Origin of the sequence: Acinetobacter sp. ANC 5414, from assembly GCF_013004295.1 — a bacterium.
Lineage (GTDB): Bacteria > Pseudomonadota > Gammaproteobacteria > Pseudomonadales > Moraxellaceae > Acinetobacter.
The window spans coordinates 109,463-125,941 of record NZ_JABERM010000014.1 but is presented as its reverse complement, the minus strand read 5'-3'; the positions used below and the strand labels follow the sequence as shown (position 1 = coordinate 125,941).

Sequence of the window (16,479 nt, the reverse complement as noted above, 5' to 3'; positions counted from 1 at the left end):
GATTAAACGCCATTTTTCTAAAAGTACCAATATCGAAAACGTATTTCTTGATCTAATAAAACGCTTAATTTATTAAAAGATCCAAATAGTTTGTTTTATGAAATCATGGATGACATTGGAAATATGCTCTAAACAAGATACCAATACTGCCTTATATAAAGTGTAATAAATTGAGTGAAGAATGCTATTTACTATGAATACTTTTTTATCATGCCAAAGTCTAAAGTGAGATCCATGTGTTATAAACCATTTGGATAGCGCTTCAGGTAAAATATCAGACATAATTTATAAGTGGAGTAATCATTCATGGATCTTTTAAACGTCTCGAAAACCCGTTATACCACCAAAGCCTATGATCCTATTCGAAAAATCCCCAAGGAACAGGTTGCACGTTTATTAGAAATCTTACGTTTGACTCCATCTTCTATCAACATTCAACCTTGGCATTTTTTTATTACTGATAATCAAGCGGCTAAAGAACGGATCGCCAAAGCATTGGTTGGGAAATATGCCTATAACGCACCTAAAGTTCTAGATTCGTCGCATACCATTTTGTTCTGTACTAAAGCCGATATCAGCGAACAGCATTTAGATAACTTGCTCACTCAAGATGACATCAGTGGTCGTTTTAAAGATGAAAAAGCCAAACAAGGACAAAAAGACAGCCGCTCCGGTTATGTCGATTATTATCGCAATGAAAAAGGTGATATTCAGCGCTGGGCGGAAAATCAAACCTTTATCGCTTTAGGTCAAATTCTATTAGCTGCTGGAATTGAAGGCATTGATGCAACGCCTATTGGTGGATTTGATGAACAAATTATCAATGATGAATTGCAGTTAACAGAAAAAGGTTTGATCCCTTCGGTATTACTGACACTCGGTTATCGTAGTGAAAATGATTTCAATGCCAAACTGCCAAAATCCCGTCTAGACAAAGAACAGATTTTCACTCAGCTTTAATTAACGATTCATTACAATAAAAGGGGGGTATAACCCCCTTTCATGTCATTTCAGGTCTTATTCTTGCAACAATATTGAGGTATATTTGCGCAAAAATAAAAGGTGGTTCACATCATGATTGCTGCTACAACTAAAATGCCGATGAAATTTGAATGCACACACTGCAATAAAATTTATATGTATCAATATTCCACCAATGCGATTTCTTTTTATCCCACCTGTCCAGACTGCAAGCAGGCTGGCTTACTGTTAGGTACAGCCGACACCATAGACATCGTGAAACATCCGAAAACTTTTGCAAAAACACTATTCAAGCAGATATCGCATAAGCTAGGCAAATCACACTAGCCAAACCTAAAACCAAACCTACAGCGGTAGCGGGTTTTAATTTTTCTTTAAAGATAATTAAGCCACTTAATGCACCAAATAGCACCACAAGAATATTCATACCTGCAAACACAATTGCAGGTGTGTCTTTCAATAAAATATGTGCTTTGACATACAGTGCAATATTGGCAAAATTCAGTACACCCAAACCTAGTCCGGCCAAAATGTTCTTTTTGCTACCCATGGTTTTCGTTGTAATCGCAATATAAGCCAATGACAATACAAAGGCACAAATGAACATTAAGTTTAGGGCGACGGCAAACTGTACGCCTAATCCGGTGGTGTACTTGAGCAATACATCAATTAAGGCGTATCCAGACCAGACCAATGCTAGATATAACATCGCCTGCTTTGAAGATGGCTGCCCTGTTTCAGTTTTTTGATGTGAAAATAAAATACTCAGTACTGCTGCAATACCCAAAGCAATACCCATGCTTTTTAAGCTGTTGAACTGTTCATGAAAAATAAAAAATGCGGCTAACAAAGACAACACAACGGATAAACGTTGGGCAATTTCAGTTTTAATAATGCCGGCATATTGCAATGATTTGGCTAAACATAAAAAAATACTCGGCAGCAAAATGCCTAAGGCAACAATTAACCACCACGGCGTATTGAGCATGGAAATATGCTGCAGATCTGGCTTAAACCATAAAAAACACAACAAACTGGCTGAAGCGTAGTTCCAGACAATCATTTGGAGTGCATCAAAACCTTTGCCTTTAGCGAGCTTTAAAAGAATTGAGATGACGACACTACAGCAAGCCGCAGCAAATATAAGTTCCATCTTTTGCCTTATTTTCCTTATATATAATGATTTAGGGTTAGATATAAAAAAGCCCACAAACAATGTGGGCTTTTGATTATAGATAATCTTTAATGATTATTTATAACGATTCACCATTTTCTCTAAAGAAATTGGACGAATCTTGTCTGCATGACCCGCAGTACCAAATGCTGTGTAACGATCTACACAGATTTGTTTCATTGCATCGACAGTCGCAGAGAAGAATTTACGTGGATCGAATTCGCTTGGTTTTTCCGCCATCATACGACGCATCGCACCAGTAGAAGCCAAACGCAAGTCAGTGTCGATATTGATTTTACGAACACCGTGTTTGATTGCTTCAACCAATTGCTCAACCGGTACACCATAAGTTTCTTTGATGTCACCGCCGAATTCATTGATCACAGCCAACCATTCTTGTGGCACAGAGCTTGAGCCGTGCATTACAAGATGGGTATTTGGCAATGCCGCGTGAATTTCTTTAATGCGGTCAATCGCTAAAATATCACCTGTAGGTGGACGTGTGAATTTGTACGCACCGTGTGAAGTACCGACTGCAATTGCCAAAGCATCTACATTGGTATCTGCAACGAATTGAGTCGCTTCTTCAACAGAAGTTAAAAGCTGAGAATGGTCAAGAACGCCTTCAGCGCCTACGCCATCTTCTTCACCCGCCATACCGGTTTCAAGGCTACCCAGGCAACCAATTTCACCTTCAACTGAAACACCACAAGCATGCGCCATTTGAACAGTACGACGTGTTACATCGACATTGTATTCATAACTTGTCGGCGTTTTACCGTCCGCACCTAATGAACCGTCCATCATTACCGATGAAAAGCCCAACTGGATCGAGCGTTGGCATACATCAGGGTCAGTACCATGATCTTGATGCATAACCACTGGAATATGTGGCCACTCTTCAATTGCTGCCAAAATTAAATGACGTAAGAACGGAGCGCCTGCATATTTACGAGCACCCGCAGATGCCTGAACAATAACAGGTGAATTCGTTTCGTCTGCGGCTAACATAATTGCGCGCATTTGTTCTAAGTTGTTTACGTTAAACGCTGGTACGCCGTAGTTGTGTTCGCCGGCGTGATCCAAGAGCTGGCGCAATGAGATAAGTGCCATAATGTCCTCCCAGTTGATGCCCCATATTCTACATGCTGATTGCTTTCAATTCAGTAATAAAAAACACTATTTCAAAAAAAATCCCTGCTTATGCAGGGACTTTTAAATAAAACACGACAAACTTAAGGTGCAGTCGCTTCAGAAGCTGCAGGAGTTGCTTCATCTGCATTCGCATTGGCTATTTCCGCAGGTACATCTGTATTTTTTTCATCCAGAACAGGTTTATCAAGTGAGTCGATTGCCGCTTGTTGCTCTGGCGTAACTTTTTCTTCTACGGCTGCTGTTGCAGCTGCGTCATTTTTTGGAGCTTCATCTTTCTTGGCACAAGCAGTTAAAGCTAAAGGTGCAATAAGGAGTGCTGCAAGTGTTAATTTCAAGTTCATCAGATTTTCCTAGGACAGGAGATTTAATGAACGTAATTTTATTGCAGATATATTTCATTTTGATGACTAAAATATGTATCCCGAAATGACAAAAGGCTGACTGTAGTCAACCTTTTGTCATTTTTACTTTATGGCTTTATCTGATTTAGAACTTCAGATCTAAAGATTAAGCACGTTCAAGTAGTACCGCAACTGCAGGAAGGGTTTTGCCTTCTACAAATTCAAGGAAAGCACCACCACCGGTAGAGATATAACCAATTTTGTCAGCCACTTCATATTTGTCGATTGCAGCTAAAGTATCACCACCACCTGCAATCGAGAAGCCTTCAGATTCAGCGATTGCTAAAGACAATTCTTTGGTGCCTTCACCGAACTGATCCACTTCAAATACACCCACTGGACCATTCCAAAGAATGGTTTTTGAAGTTTTGATAATTTCAGCGAATGCTTTTGCAGTTTCTGGACCAACGTCTAAAATCATGTCGTTGTCACTGACATCAGCAACATTTTTAACCACTGCTTTTGCTTTAGCCAATGAACCCAAGAAATCTGCAAAGTCGATTTCAGCTGCATCTGCAACCACAACGTCTGTTGGAAGGGGAACTGATACTTTTGCAGCAATAGCTTTGGCTGTGTCGATCAAATCATTTTCACACAATGATTTACCCACATTGTAGCCAGCAGCAGCCAGGAATGTATTGGCAATACCACCACCTACGATGATTTGATCACAAATATCAGAAAGTGAAGTTAACACGTCCAGTTTCGTTGAAACTTTAGAACCTGCAACAATCGCAACCATTGGTTTTTCAGGAGTTTTAAGTGCACGACCTAAAGCATCCAGTTCAGCTGCAAGTAACGGCCCTGCTGCTGCAACAGCGGCAAAACGCGCTACGCCTTCAGTTGATGCTTCTGCACGGTGCGCAGTACCAAATGCATCCATCACGAACACATCGCAAAGTGCTGCATATTTTTGTGCAAGTTCAGGATTGTTTTTCTTTTCACCCGGGTTGAAACGCACGTTTTCAAGCAATACCACCTGACCTGCGGCAACTTCAACAGCATCTAAGTAGTCCGTCAATAATTTAACGTCTTGACCCAAAGCTTGAGTCAAATAAGCAGCAACAGGAGCTAAAGACTGTTCTGGTTTAGGTTCACCTTCAACGGGACGACCTAGGTGAGAACAAACCATTACCGCAGCGCCTTTTTCTACCGCTGCTTTAATTGTAGGAAGCGCCGCGCGTAAACGTGCATCGCTTGTGATTTCACCATTTTTTACAGGTACGTTCAAATCTTCACGAATAAGAACGCGTTTACCTGTTAAATCGAGGTCAGTCATACGCTGAAAATTCATGTATAGCTCTCTTTATAGATATAAAAACCGCCCGATTTTAAATGATTATGTAGAAAAAGGTTAGCTTCTTTTGCATAAAAGCTGTCGAAAGGCAAAGTTTTGATTATCATAGTCAAAAGCCACTCCATGATTTAGAGCTTATGTCTATTCACCCAGATCCAAATATCAATCGTTTAAATGTTTTAGGCGAACCTATGGCTAGCTGTTGCTATGCTCCTATTACCGGATATTTTCGTAACGGCTTTTGTCATACTGCGACAACAGATCTAGGTCAGCATACAATGTGTGCACAAATGACCGCTGAGTTTCTTAATTTTTCGCAAAAAGTAGGTAATGACTTGATCACACCGTTACCAGAAGTCGATTTCCCAGGTTTAGAGCCCGGTGATTTTTGGTGTATTTGTGTGACCCGTTGGGTTGAAGCATACCAAGCTGGTATCGCCCCTCCTATTAAAATTCAAGCTTGCCATCAAGCTGTGCTCTCCTATGTTCCGCTTGATGTGCTTATGGAATATGCAGTGTGATGAGTACTCCCCTAATTATTTTGGCTTCAAGCAGCCAAACCCGTAAAGACCTGATGAACCGCCTGCGCATCGATTATCAAAGCATTGTGCCTGATATTGATGAATCTCCGCGTGGTGAAAATCATGCGGATCATTTGGCCAAAAGACTGGCTTTTGAAAAAGCCAAAGCCATTTCAGAACAATATCCAGAAGCGATTGTGATTGGATCGGACCAGGTCGCTTGGCGTGAAGGTGCACCGGATATTTTTATTGGCAAACCACTCACTGTTGAAAAAGCAGTGAAACAGTTACAAGCCAATTCCGATAAAATTGTCTATTTCAGTACTGCACTCAGTGTTCAACAGCAGTCAACTGGCTTTGAACAAACGCTGGTTGAACACTACAAGGTCAAATTTCGCAAACTCAGTCTTGCTGAAATTGAGCGTTATATTGAAGTAGAACAACCTTTAATGTGTGCCGGCAGTTTCAAATGTGAAAGTTTGGGTATTAGCCTGTTTGAGCAAATGAATGGGCAAGACCAAACCACGCTAATGGGTATGCCGATGATTCAGCTGTGCCATATCCTGCGTCAATTGAATATTTTAGTTCCTTAATTTTAGGCTGTATGTATGTCTCAACCTTTAGATGTATTAGGCGGAATTACCGCTGAACAATTTCTTGCCGAATATTGGCAAAAAAAACCGTTACTTGTACGTAATGCGCTTCCTGAAATTGCAAACCTGTTAGAACCTAACGATGTGATGGAACTGGCACTGGATGAAAATGTCAGTGCCCGTTTAATCAAACAAAAAGATAAAGATCCAAACCAATGGTCTGTGAAATCATCGCCTTTAACCAAAGCTGATTTCCAGAAGATGCCAAAGCTTTGGACTTTGCTCGTACAAGCTGTGGATCATTACTCTTTTGACCTTGCTGAACTTTGGAAAAAATTCCCTTTTATTCCGCAGTGGCGTCGTGACGACATCATGGTGTCATATGCCCCAAAAGGCGGCTCAGTCGGTAAACATTTCGATTTTTACGATGTGTTTTTAGTACAGGGACATGGACACCGTCGCTGGCAGTTAGGTCAAATGTGCAATGCTGAAAGCGAATTTGTTGCAGGTCAACCATTAAAATTACTGCCCGAGATGGAGGTCAATTTTGATGAAATTTTAGCACCAGGTGACTTACTCTATGTGCCGCCAGGTTTATCGCACTACGGTGTAGCAGAAGATGACTGTCTGACCTACTCGTTTGGTTTCCGTATGCCAAATGTGGCGGAAATGATGGATCGCGTCAGTGATAAATTTGCTGCCGACCAGTTGCTTAAAAATCCACTGACCGACATTATTCGCGACAAAATCAGCCCGATTGGTCAAATCAGTCAGGCTGAACTTGAGTATTTAAAAGCAGAACTTTTAGCACAATTGCAAAATCCAACCGTGCTTGAAGATGCACTCATGAGCCTGATGTCGGAACCGAAATATCCTGAAAACATTCCAGAGGCAGAAGCTATTGGTACAGGTGATTTAGAAGAAGCGTTGGATCAAGGTTATTCACTCATTCTTGAGCCGGCATCACGTCTACTTTATACCGAAGACGAAGATGAGTTGCTGTTTTGGGCCAATGGTGAAGGCATTTGTATTTCTGAAGCCTTTGCACCGATTTTAAAACAATTGGCTGATGGCAGTTCAGTATTACTCGATGAAAATCTTTATGATCCAGATATGCTGGAAGACATCGTGAACTTGTTAAATGAATCGATTCTGATGTTATTACCTGCTACAGAGCAAGAATAAATCAGGCAAAAAGGGGAAATTAGATTTCCCCTTTTTTATATTCTAGAAGCATTAAAATTTATTTTTTAGAAAAATCAAAAGCAAAATAACTTACAAATTTTAGTTTTTTCCCAACTCGATAATATGAAGTCGCTAAATAAAGATCTGTATCTATTTGCACCATTTCATCATGATAGCGTCTGACCCAATTTGGATTAGCAGATAAATCATGATTGATAATCAGAACATCTTGATCACTAAATAGTGATTTTCCGATATGGGCATTAAATTGATATCTTTGGGTTTCAATTTGACCGATCCCTAATCGGTTCAGTCCTGTTAATTCTTCTGTAGAGGAAAGATTAAATACTTTACCTCGCCAAAGATTTAAACGCTGAAACCAGACGGGTTTAATCACCCTACCTTTTGCACTGCCATTTAAAGATTTAATCTTCGGACAGGTTCCTATTTTAAAAAGTTGATTCAAATCTTTTATCTTTAAAGTCTTTAAATCCTCGAGTTGCTGAATATTATGTAATTTTAAATTATCATTCATTACGCCTCCCCTTATCTTGTTACCAAAATTTATTTTTAATAATTATCTTTTTTAGATAGAGCAATGAACGCCCATATTTTAAAGGCTATAATTAACCTTATCTTCCAGTGACAACTTCTTTATTACAAGCTTAGTTTCAGCTGCGTAAATAAAATCATTTAAGCTGAACAATGGCTTGAATTATCGTACAACCCTCTTCAGAAGATAAGATAAGTTCCGAACCTATACGTTCTAAGCGCATTTTCATACTGCGCATGCCAATACTTAATCCCTGTTGTGCCACACAATCCTTATCAAAACCCACGCCATCATCCTGTATGGTCAAAATTAATTGATTTTCTACAAGATAAGTCATCGACACTTTCACATTTTTTGCCTGACTGTGTTTAATCACATTGGTTAAACTTTCTTCCAACACACGAATCAAGGTCAAACACTGAAGCGCGGTGGGTATCGCCTGCCACTCACCAGGAAAAGTCCATTTAGAATGAATATCTAACTCATCCATCAGCTGACTAAAACGGTGTCTGACCGGTGCAACCCACATGACTGGACTGACGGGAATTTTATTATCAGCCGATGAACCATTATCAATAATTTGCCTTAAATCATCTCTTAATAATTTGAGCATCGATAAAAATTGCTGATTGGGAATATTATGTACACTTTGATCCACTAAAATCATGGAGCGAACCAATGATGCGCCCAAACCGTCATGTAAATCATGAGATAGATGTATTCTTTCTTGCAACTTTACATTCTCAAGTTCCAATTGATGTTTTTCATTCAAACTTGAACTTAAATTTTCTTCCGCCTGTTTAACTTTGACTTTTAATTCGGTATTAAATGTTTCTATTTTTTTTATGTTGCGTGTCAATCTCGCACCCAATATGATCACCACAAAGAAACTAATAATCGGTGAGGTATAGGGTGATAATGGTTGTACATCAGAAGATGATTTCGATAATAACAATAGCGTATCAAAGATAGCAAAGCTGACAATTCCAGTTAAACAAATGGCTAAAAAAATATAATCTGATCGCCTAGATTGAATGGCGTAATAGCTGATATAAATATAGGTGATAAAAAATATGCCTACATAGATTAAAAATATCAGTGGAAAGACAAAATAAATAGATTGCTGTGGGGTGAAAAAAATACCAGTAATGGCAAGTCCAGTGGCAAAATACATCGAAGCTTCGATTTTAGCTAAATGCGTTCGGATAAATCTGAGTAAATAAATACAAAAACTAATTATATACAGGACAAAAAAAGCCAAATTTGCTTGGGTTGCCATTAAGCTTGTTGGGTATGGAAATGTTTCTGTAGTCAGTAGATTGGAAATAAATAGCACCCACAATAATGAACTTAATGCGAACCATCCAAAAGTGGTTTCTTTAGGTCTTAATAACCAGATAACAAAACAGATCACCCCAAAAGTGATCGATAAAATGATATTGATTTGAAATAATGTTCTGCGGTTCCAAATTTTGCTTTGATGGATCTCATCATTACTTTGCACATTATTAAAGGAAATCGTACCAAGCCCTGGAGATTGAAAAGCAAAACCATTCACATAAATCAAAATTTCATTTTCATCAGATTTTAATCCCGATATCGGTAAGATCCAATAACGTGGCATATTCCAACTTTTAGACAAAGGTTCCTGTAAATGCCGATCCCGCCACAGCAAATCACCATTTAAAAAAACTGCCCCTGCAGAATTAATATAATCAATTGAAAAAGCAATTGGCTCTACTAACTTCGCATTATTTTGACATGACCAGTTCCATTCAATCTTATACCAGGCACCCCCATTATAATTTTTCCAGTGATTGGTCCATTTATCTGGCAATTGCACCAACTGCCAGCCCTGCTTGGGTAAAACTGTCTGTGACGGCGTTTTAACAGCATAGACAGAATTGATATGCACTGAACATTGTTCATTAATCCTTTCTGTTATTTCTGCATAACTGATTCGGCTGAATACACTCAGCAAAGATATGCAAAAGAAATACAGGATGGAATGGTTCATAAAATCCCTAAGGATCGTGCTGCACTGACTGCTTTGGTTCTTTTCGTCACCGCCAATTTTCGGTAAATATGCTTAATGTGACTTTCCACCGTATATTTAGAGACAAATAACTGTTCCGCTATTTCTTTGTTACTCATCCCTTGGGCAACCAAGTCTAAAATTTCTGTTTCACGATGGGTCAAAAGTGCCACTTCCGACTCTAAGGATTTATCATCATTTGAGCCTGTAATCACTGAAGCTGAAATCTGCTTTAAAATTTCCTGTGCAATAAAAGGATCAATCGGTGCTCCACCACGCAAAATACTGCGAATCGCCAGCCGCACTTCCGCATCATCGCGTTCTTTTAGAACATAGCCTGTCGCACCGGCTTTGATGGCTGAAAATAGACTTGCTTGCGTACTCCATGCCGAAATCACCAGAATTAAAGCACTGCTATCTTGGGCACGCAGCTTTTCTATCAGTTCCACCCCATTTCCATCAGGAAGTCCGAGATCGACCAATGCCAAGGAAATCGGTTGTTGTTCTATTTGCAGGAAGGCTTCTTTTAGATTCTTGGCAAAAATGAGCACATCATTGTCATAGCCCATTCCGTTCAATATATGTCTTAATCGTTCTTGAATGAGATCTTCATCTTCAACAATTAAAACTGGTACAGGTAAAATCGTTTCTAATCCAGACACACACTACCCCTTTCTTTTATTGACCCAATCTAACGGGAAAACAATTAAAAAAATATCCCCAAAACCAAGTAATTTGATGACTTTTATACTAATAATTAAAATTCTAGTTTGGTATTTTGAGCGTTATCCTCTCAATTTAACACCATAAAATAAAAACACTGACGATTCAATCCATGATTAATGCATGATCAATAAATTAAATCATCTCAATAAAATTCAGTGTATAGCACTATCGGAGTTTAAAGAAAATTGGTTGATTGAAATAAAAATAAACAGCTGATCTAGCTGTTTATTTTTTGCTGTTGTAATCATTCAGCTATATTGTTTTTTTAAATATTTCACAATCTCAGCTGACTCAAACATTTTCACGCCAGTATTCGGGTCGACCAAATAAGGAACCTGAATATCACGCCCCATAATCTCAACAATCTTCTCACGTTTGCCGCCGGTTAATGGTTGGTATTTCCCAGGTTTTAAACGCAACACAGCCGGCCCCATATCTTGCCAGCGTTCTTTAGGTACATTATGAAATTTAAAAGGGAGTTCCAGCTCAGTTAATACACCACGTACCACACGCGTAAATGGGCTGGCTTCAAAGCCCCACAATTCCAGAAGCTGGGCTGGTGCCTCGCGATCAATAATTTTTTTATTCACCCAAACACCACGTGCGCCATTAATGATAGTTCCAGCAAAGGCAGCCACAGGAATTTTGGGATATTGCGTAAATTTTTTCGGTGTTTTTCCAGTTCGACCATAATGTTTGAATAAATAATGAATAATGTCTTGAGACTCATACATCTGGACACCTGAATTTTCATCAATAAAAAATGGAAACTGTTTTTTCCCACCTTTTTCTTTGACAATTTTTCGGTATTTTTGCCCACCTTTTGGACAAGGATAAACTTCATAATCCAGATTTAACAAGGTCATGACTTCACGTACACGACGGCAAAATGGCGAACCTTCAAACTCATAAAGTTTGAGTGATTTTTCCGGCTGTTTCGGAAATGCGGTACCACTAATTCCACGTCCACCTTCAGTCAATGCTGAAGCTAAAGCCTGTACAACTTTAATTTGATGATTCACCATTTTTATCCTTCTGCAATTGTCGTTATAAGTCGACTAATTTTTCTTTTGCAATCACAATTCCATTGTTATCCGCATAGATATAATCGCCAGAATGGATGCTTACCCCCCCAAAATACAAAGTTAAATCGACTTCGCCAATGCCTTTTCGATTACTTTTTTGTGGAATTGCAGCCAAGGCATGTACCCCCAGATCCAATTCGGCAATTGCATCTACATCACGTACACAGCCATAAATCAGCACTCCATTCCAGTGGTTTTTAACTGCTGACTCTGCAATCATATCGCCCATCAAGGCACAGCGCATGGATGCACCGCCATCTACCACCAGTACTTTACCAGTACCATCAGTCGCAAGCAGTTCTTTTACCCGCGAATTATCTTCAAAGCATTTAATCGTCACCACCTGACCACCAAAACTTTTACGCGCACCATAGCTTTTAAAGAATTTACCATCCATGGATGGCGTCACCACTTGAATCTCTTTTTCTGGATGATCATCAAGTAAATCGCAAGTTACGAATGCTGCAGTAGACACTTTTTATCTCCCTCATTTGGAATTTTGTATGCGTAAATTATCATAAATTTCAAACTTTTCAGTTTGAGTTTGCGCTGCCTCGACCATAGTATGAGCCACTTGCTCGGCTGTCACTGGCTTATATTTGAATGTATCAGGAACTAAATGCGAGAATTTTTGATAGAGCTTTTGAGTCAGATCTTCCAGGCTGCGTTGTTCTGGACGGTCACCTAACAATAATGAAGGACGTAAAATCGACACACGTTCAAGGTTTAAAATCTGGATATGCTTTTCCAGTTCACCTTTCACTCTATTATAGAAAAATTTTGACTTAGGATTTGCGCCCATCGCGCTGATCAGCAAGTAGTGAGTATTGGTCGATTCAAATAAATCGGCAAAATGTGCATTTATTTCATAATCAACATCATGAAATTTTTGTTTGGATCCGGCTTTTTTCAGGGTTGTCCCTAAACAGCTAAATGCATGGCTATATCCATTCACATCTTCATCATTGAGTAACAGAAAATCATCGAGAATGAATTGTTGTACTTTTTCCAAACTTTTGAGGGCTGAATCTTCACGACGAACCACTGCGGTAATTTTTTCGCAACTTTCTATTCGATTGAGTTGTTTCAGTAGCTCACGACCTACTAAACCTGTTGCTCCAATCACAATTGCACTTTTAATTGATTTAGTCATTTTTTAAGCAATCTCTATAGGTTATTACTAATCTAACGGTTTCTTTAGAATTTTTATGCATCTAAAATGTTGTCAAAGCAAGTCAAGACTTGACTTAACGTCATAGTTTAATCACAATATGGCACTTGTTTACGGGCTGGTGATAATTCTTCTGATGAAGGTTTTCAGTTGCAATTTCAGCCCGCCCAGACCAATCTAATTCAAGGAGTGCACGAGTGGCAAACTCTGCTCAAGCTAAAAAACGTGCCCGTCAAAACGTTAAAGCACGTAAACACAACGCTAGCTTACGTTCAATGGTTCGTACTTATATCAAACGTACAGTAGCTGCTATCGCTGCTGGTGATTATGCAGTTGCTACAGAAGCTTACAAAGCAACTGTACCTGTAATCGATCGTATGGCTGATAAAGGCATCATCCATAAAAACAAAGCTGCTCGTCATAAGAGCCGTTTGAATGCACAAGTTAAAGCTTTGGCTAACTAAGTTGTTGCATTGAAAAAAGCCCGTTAAGGGCTTTTTTTACGCCTAAAATTTCATCATTTATAAATAAAATATATAAATTTTTATACTTCAAACACTTTAGCTAATTAATATTAAATTGTAATGAATTAAAAGCCTAGGGATTGAGTGCTGTTTATACCCTTAATATAACAAATATATGATTAATCAATAATTCTAACCATAGTTGTTCTATTTAAGTTTATTGCTCCCTGTATCCTTTAACATGTCCTGTTTACCGAAAACCATACATGTTTATTTTCCGATCAACCCTTATAGATGATTAGTTAACAATCAAATGAATTCTAAGAAAATTTTATAAACTACAATTTGTTTTATCTGCCTCACAATTATCTTTAAGAAGTATTAAATTAATTGGAGAAAAGCGATGTTAAGAAAAATTATTCTCGCCACAAGTATAGCAACTTCCTTAACTTTGGTTGGTTGTAGTACATCTATGCCCAATCCCTCCACTGATCGAAATTTAGATCAATTGCAAAATAAAAATTGGGTATTAACCGAAATTAATCAAGTTATTTATAAAGCTGACCCGACCCAGTCTGCTGTTCCCACCATGACATTTGATAGTAATGAAGTAAGCGGCACCGATGGATGTAACCAATTCATGGGAGGTTATGCCGTTATGGGAACCCAGATTAAATTTGCAAATCTAAAGGCAGTAGAAAATAACGCATGTTCAAATGCGACCAATTTACCGCAAAAGTTCTCTCAAGCATTAAGCCAAGTTGTGAGCTATGAGGCTTCCAGGACGGAATTAAAGTTACTCGATAGCAACAACAGAGTGGTGATCAAGTTTAAAAATATTAAATAGATATAAATTCGCCCTCATTTGAGGGCTTTTTTTATTTGTTAAAATCGTTTTGGCTCTAAGAAATAGACCACAAATAATAATAGGCTTGAATATCTGGATTTAAGAATTCATCATTTTCAGGATCGTAATGAAAAGGTGTATTACTCAAAAGATCTACATAGTTAAGTGAGGTTAAATATTTTTTTAAGAACTGTTTAAAAATTTCAATTTTTGCAGGGAAGGTATTTTCACCATCCCATAAAATTACGTCCATTTTCAGCGGCCTAAAATCATATCTTCTTGCTTTCAAGTATATTGCCAAGAATCACACAATTCAATATATTTTGATAAATACATCACACTTTAATTCAACTACTTTCTTAACTCATATTTTGCGTATTTCAACTCTTTTAACTTTTGAATATTCATGCAAAACAATATTCTAAATATCTGTATTCTAATGATATAGGTTCATTTTTCTCATAAAATATGAGCCTGTAGGAACACTTATTTATATGAAATTTTGTAAAAAAGTCATCCCCTACACCCATTTTAATTTAGTAATTATTAATACGGATCAAATATTTAAAATTGCGGAAGATAAGCTGTATTTATCATTTTTGAATAGAACACCATCCGGGTAGATTTCCTTAAGTAAATCTTTTATTTTTCTAATTTTTGAAACTCTCGAATCGAAAGCTCCCTGACTTTACCACGCCAAATCCATTTGAGTTTTGATTCTAAAAATTCATCCCCTTCAAACCAGACAAACAAGCCTTCCATCATTTGTGGCCAGTCTTCCTGACTGATGGTATTACGCCCAGAAATCACTGCAATGATTGCAGCTAAAATCGTATCATGGCTGACAGCCAAACTTAAACCAAAATGATCTTGGGGATGGGTGTTATAAATAAGCTCTAATACGTCTACCACGCCGGTAATCGGATGTTTCATTCCCGGCAAGGCATTATTGACAAAACTATTGATAAAACCCAAAGCCCCTTGTTTACTAAAATATGGACCTGCCTGTTTGATATCCAGCACAAAACTTCCCGGTTCAACCAACAAGCCTTGCTCGACGATTTCAATATGATGGGTATTTTGTGCAAGCGTACTCGAATCAGCACCTTGAATCATTAAAGCTGCCGTATCGACACAGCGTTGAATTGGACTTGAAATACAGTGCTGGATGCTCCGGTCTGTATTTTCAATTAAATATGTGCCCCACGCCTGTGCCAAGTCACGACCTTGTGAAGTTAACTGTAAATCATAGCCAGCCAAACCCTGCCCAGCCACCACTTCACGAATAGAATGCCGGGTAAATAAAGTCACAGGTATTTTTGCATCGGGCAATAAATCAATTGCCTTGAGCATACTTGCAGGGAGTAGGTCTAATGCCATGATGCAGCCAAAAATTAAACATGGTTCGGCACACTATAGCATGTTAAAACATCTGCTCAAGAGATGTTCGCCATAAATCCTAGAGCATGGAATGCTAATTTTTTCATTTCGATATTCTTAAATGCAATAAAGCCACCGTTCAATAAACTATTCCGTTGATTATATAAAAAGGGACTGCCCTTTAAATCCACCAGCCCACCGCCAATACGCTCAATCAAACATTGACCTGCGCTGGTATCCCACTCACTAGTCGGATGGAAACGTGGATAAATATCGACTTTCCCCTCAAGCATCATGCAAAATTTATAAGCACTCCCTGCCTTAAACTCAACAATTTCAACTTGTTGTTTTAATATTTCCAAGTATTCAGCATATTTGGGCTTATTCTGGCTACTTTGACTTAAGCCGACTTGAATTGCAGTTGACGGTTTATCTTCGAGATACTCCCACCATTGCCCGGTTTGAAGCTCAAATTTCAACGGTAAACCTTGCTTCGGGCAAATATAGAGCGTCTGCTCAGCCGGAATGGCTAATATCGCAAAAGTGGTATGTGCACCTTCCACCAAACTTAAGTTAATCGTAAATTCAGGTCGCTTATGCAGAAATTCTTTGGTTCCATCCAAAGGATCAAGCAACCAGAAATTTTGCCATTTTTTCCGTTCGGTATTGTCACCTTCTTCTGACAATAAAGGGATCTGAGGAAAATTCTGCTGTAAAGATAGGGTGATAAATTCATTGACTCGGTGATCTGCTTGGGTCACAGGAGAATTGTCACTTTTTCTCTCGACATCAAAAGCTCCACCCGCACAATATGCCTGATATTCTACTCGCAAAATTTCACACGCCTGTGTCACAATGGGTACAAGCTGTAAAATCAAAGCATCTTGTGGTGCTGTTGTTGTTTTAAACAT

General features: G+C 38.6%; 19 protein-coding genes. 6 read left to right on the top strand and 13 right to left on the bottom strand.

Annotated elements, in window-relative coordinates; translation table 11 throughout:
* Positions 1–306 precede the first annotated feature (306 nt).
* On the top strand, positions 307–960 hold the full coding sequence (nfsB, locus tag HLH18_RS10020) for an oxygen-insensitive NAD(P)H nitroreductase (protein WP_171546716.1): 654 nt from the start codon (positions 307–309) through the stop codon (positions 958–960).
* A 310-nt stretch (positions 961–1,270) separates the two neighbouring features.
* Here nfsB and HLH18_RS10015 read toward each other — a convergent pair whose 3' ends face one another.
* The 4 genes from HLH18_RS10015 to HLH18_RS10000 form a co-directional block, all read right to left on the bottom strand.
* Positions 1,271–2,134, bottom strand: coding sequence for an EamA family transporter (locus HLH18_RS10015; protein ID WP_171546715.1), 864 nt, complete (start codon positions 2,132–2,134; stop codon positions 1,271–1,273).
* 96 nt (positions 2,135–2,230) lie between these two features.
* On the bottom strand, positions 2,231–3,268 hold the full coding sequence (gene fba, locus HLH18_RS10010; RefSeq protein WP_067724604.1) for a class II fructose-bisphosphate aldolase: 1,038 nt from the start codon (positions 3,266–3,268) through the stop codon (positions 2,231–2,233).
* Between the two features lie 122 nt (positions 3,269–3,390).
* On the bottom strand, positions 3,391–3,651 hold the full coding sequence (locus HLH18_RS10005) for a hypothetical protein (protein ID WP_131288902.1): 261 nt from the start codon (positions 3,649–3,651) through the stop codon (positions 3,391–3,393).
* A 166-nt stretch (positions 3,652–3,817) separates the two neighbouring features.
* Positions 3,818–5,005 carry a phosphoglycerate kinase gene (locus HLH18_RS10000; RefSeq protein ID WP_171546714.1) on the bottom strand — a complete coding sequence of 396 codons (1,188 nt, stop codon included), beginning with the start codon at positions 5,003–5,005 and terminating at the stop codon, positions 3,818–3,820.
* A gap of 140 nt (positions 5,006–5,145) precedes the next feature.
* On the opposite strand from HLH18_RS10000, the gene HLH18_RS09995 reads away from it, so the two are divergent.
* Genes HLH18_RS09995 through HLH18_RS09985 form a run of 3 tightly spaced genes read left to right on the top strand, consistent with a single transcriptional unit; the run spans position 5,146 to position 7,307 of the window.
* A complete protein-coding gene (locus HLH18_RS09995; protein ID WP_067724598.1) occupies positions 5,146–5,529 on the top strand; it encodes a DUF2237 family protein in 384 nt (127 codons plus the stop codon).
* Complete coding sequence (locus HLH18_RS09990; RefSeq protein WP_171546713.1) at positions 5,529–6,122, top strand: Maf family protein; 594 nt, start codon at positions 5,529–5,531, stop codon at positions 6,120–6,122. The genes HLH18_RS09995 and HLH18_RS09990 overlap by 1 nt, the downstream gene beginning before the upstream one ends.
* Before the next feature lie 15 nt (positions 6,123–6,137).
* Positions 6,138–7,307: a ribosomal protein uL16 3-hydroxylase gene (locus HLH18_RS09985; protein ID WP_171546712.1), complete on the top strand. Its 1,170-nt coding sequence runs from the start codon at positions 6,138–6,140 to the stop codon at positions 7,305–7,307.
* 58 nt (positions 7,308–7,365) lie between these two features.
* Here the strand turns inward: HLH18_RS09985 and HLH18_RS09980 are convergent, their stop codons facing one another.
* The 6 genes from HLH18_RS09980 to HLH18_RS09955 form a co-directional block, all read right to left on the bottom strand.
* Positions 7,366–7,842 carry a hypothetical protein gene (locus HLH18_RS09980; RefSeq protein WP_171546711.1) on the bottom strand — a complete coding sequence of 159 codons (477 nt, stop codon included), beginning with the start codon at positions 7,840–7,842 and terminating at the stop codon, positions 7,366–7,368.
* 154 nt (positions 7,843–7,996) lie between these two features.
* Positions 7,997–9,877, bottom strand: coding sequence for an ATP-binding protein (locus HLH18_RS09975; protein ID WP_171546710.1), 1,881 nt, complete (start codon positions 9,875–9,877; stop codon positions 7,997–7,999).
* Positions 9,874–10,557 (bottom strand): response regulator, encoded by a 684-nt coding sequence (locus tag HLH18_RS09970; RefSeq protein ID WP_171546709.1) that lies wholly within the window; start codon positions 10,555–10,557, stop codon positions 9,874–9,876. Before HLH18_RS09970 ends, HLH18_RS09975 begins: the two co-directional genes overlap by 4 nt.
* A 312-nt stretch (positions 10,558–10,869) precedes the next feature.
* Positions 10,870–11,646 (bottom strand): glutathione S-transferase N-terminal domain-containing protein, encoded by a 777-nt coding sequence (locus HLH18_RS09965; protein ID WP_171546708.1) that lies wholly within the window; start codon positions 11,644–11,646, stop codon positions 10,870–10,872.
* Between the two features lie 22 nt (positions 11,647–11,668).
* Positions 11,669–12,181 carry a ribonuclease E activity regulator RraA gene (gene rraA, locus HLH18_RS09960; protein ID WP_171546707.1) on the bottom strand — a complete coding sequence of 171 codons (513 nt, stop codon included), beginning with the start codon at positions 12,179–12,181 and terminating at the stop codon, positions 11,669–11,671.
* Positions 12,182–12,193: 12 nt separating this feature from the next.
* Complete coding sequence (locus HLH18_RS09955; RefSeq protein WP_171546706.1) at positions 12,194–12,859, bottom strand: Rossmann-fold NAD(P)-binding domain-containing protein; 666 nt, start codon at positions 12,857–12,859, stop codon at positions 12,194–12,196.
* Positions 12,860–13,074: 215 nt separating this feature from the next.
* On the opposite strand from HLH18_RS09955, the gene rpsT reads away from it, so the two are divergent.
* A complete protein-coding gene (gene rpsT / locus HLH18_RS09950) occupies positions 13,075–13,341 on the top strand; it encodes a 30S ribosomal protein S20 (RefSeq protein ID WP_067724582.1) in 267 nt (88 codons plus the stop codon).
* Positions 13,342–13,744: 403 nt separating this feature from the next.
* The gene (locus HLH18_RS09945) at positions 13,745–14,188 is read left to right on the top strand and encodes an META domain-containing protein (RefSeq protein ID WP_171546705.1); all 444 of its coding nucleotides are present in this window, start codon (positions 13,745–13,747) and stop codon (positions 14,186–14,188) included.
* A gap of 55 nt (positions 14,189–14,243) precedes the next feature.
* Here HLH18_RS09945 and HLH18_RS09940 read toward each other — a convergent pair whose 3' ends face one another.
* From HLH18_RS09940 to HLH18_RS09930, 3 genes are all read right to left on the bottom strand, one after another.
* A complete protein-coding gene (locus tag HLH18_RS09940) occupies positions 14,244–14,441 on the bottom strand; it encodes a hypothetical protein (RefSeq protein WP_171546704.1) in 198 nt (65 codons plus the stop codon).
* A 389-nt stretch (positions 14,442–14,830) separates the two neighbouring features.
* Positions 14,831–15,568: a histidine phosphatase family protein gene (locus tag HLH18_RS09935; protein WP_171546703.1), complete on the bottom strand. Its 738-nt coding sequence runs from the start codon at positions 15,566–15,568 to the stop codon at positions 14,831–14,833.
* Between the two features lie 56 nt (positions 15,569–15,624).
* On the bottom strand, positions 15,625–16,479 hold the full coding sequence (locus HLH18_RS09930) for a 3'(2'),5'-bisphosphate nucleotidase CysQ family protein (RefSeq protein ID WP_171546702.1): 855 nt from the start codon (positions 16,477–16,479) through the stop codon (positions 15,625–15,627).

What these genes read in the sequence shown, in the direction of transcription:
- nfsB (WP_171546716.1), top strand. Translation starts at nt 307, where the DNA reads ATGGATCTTTTAAACGTCTCGAAAACCCGTTATACCACCAAAGCCTAT.
- HLH18_RS10015 (WP_171546715.1), bottom strand. Translation starts at nt 2,134, where the DNA reads ATGGAACTTATATTTGCTGCGGCTTGCTGTAGTGTCGTCATCTCAATT.
- fba (WP_067724604.1), bottom strand. Translation starts at nt 3,268, where the DNA reads ATGGCACTTATCTCATTGCGCCAGCTCTTGGATCACGCCGGCGAACAC.
- HLH18_RS10005 (WP_131288902.1), bottom strand. Translation starts at nt 3,651, where the DNA reads ATGAACTTGAAATTAACACTTGCAGCACTCCTTATTGCACCTTTAGCT.
- HLH18_RS10000 (WP_171546714.1), bottom strand. Translation starts at nt 5,005, where the DNA reads ATGAATTTTCAGCGTATGACTGACCTCGATTTAACAGGTAAACGCGTT.
- HLH18_RS09995 (WP_067724598.1), top strand. Translation starts at nt 5,146, where the DNA reads ATGTCTATTCACCCAGATCCAAATATCAATCGTTTAAATGTTTTAGGC.
- HLH18_RS09990 (WP_171546713.1), top strand. Translation starts at nt 5,529, where the DNA reads ATGAGTACTCCCCTAATTATTTTGGCTTCAAGCAGCCAAACCCGTAAA.
- HLH18_RS09985 (WP_171546712.1), top strand. Translation starts at nt 6,138, where the DNA reads ATGTCTCAACCTTTAGATGTATTAGGCGGAATTACCGCTGAACAATTT.
- HLH18_RS09980 (WP_171546711.1), bottom strand. Translation starts at nt 7,842, where the DNA reads ATGAATGATAATTTAAAATTACATAATATTCAGCAACTCGAGGATTTA.
- HLH18_RS09975 (WP_171546710.1), bottom strand. Translation starts at nt 9,877, where the DNA reads ATGAACCATTCCATCCTGTATTTCTTTTGCATATCTTTGCTGAGTGTA.
- HLH18_RS09965 (WP_171546708.1), bottom strand. Translation starts at nt 11,646, where the DNA reads ATGGTGAATCATCAAATTAAAGTTGTACAGGCTTTAGCTTCAGCATTG.
- HLH18_RS09955 (WP_171546706.1), bottom strand. Translation starts at nt 12,859, where the DNA reads ATGACTAAATCAATTAAAAGTGCAATTGTGATTGGAGCAACAGGTTTA.
- HLH18_RS09945 (WP_171546705.1), top strand. Translation starts at nt 13,745, where the DNA reads ATGTTAAGAAAAATTATTCTCGCCACAAGTATAGCAACTTCCTTAACT.
- HLH18_RS09940 (WP_171546704.1), bottom strand. Translation starts at nt 14,441, where the DNA reads ATGGACGTAATTTTATGGGATGGTGAAAATACCTTCCCTGCAAAAATT.
- HLH18_RS09935 (WP_171546703.1), bottom strand. Translation starts at nt 15,568, where the DNA reads ATGGCATTAGACCTACTCCCTGCAAGTATGCTCAAGGCAATTGATTTA.
- HLH18_RS09930 (WP_171546702.1), bottom strand. Translation starts at nt 16,479, where the DNA reads ATGTTTAAAACAACAACAGCACCACAAGATGCTTTGATTTTACAGCTT.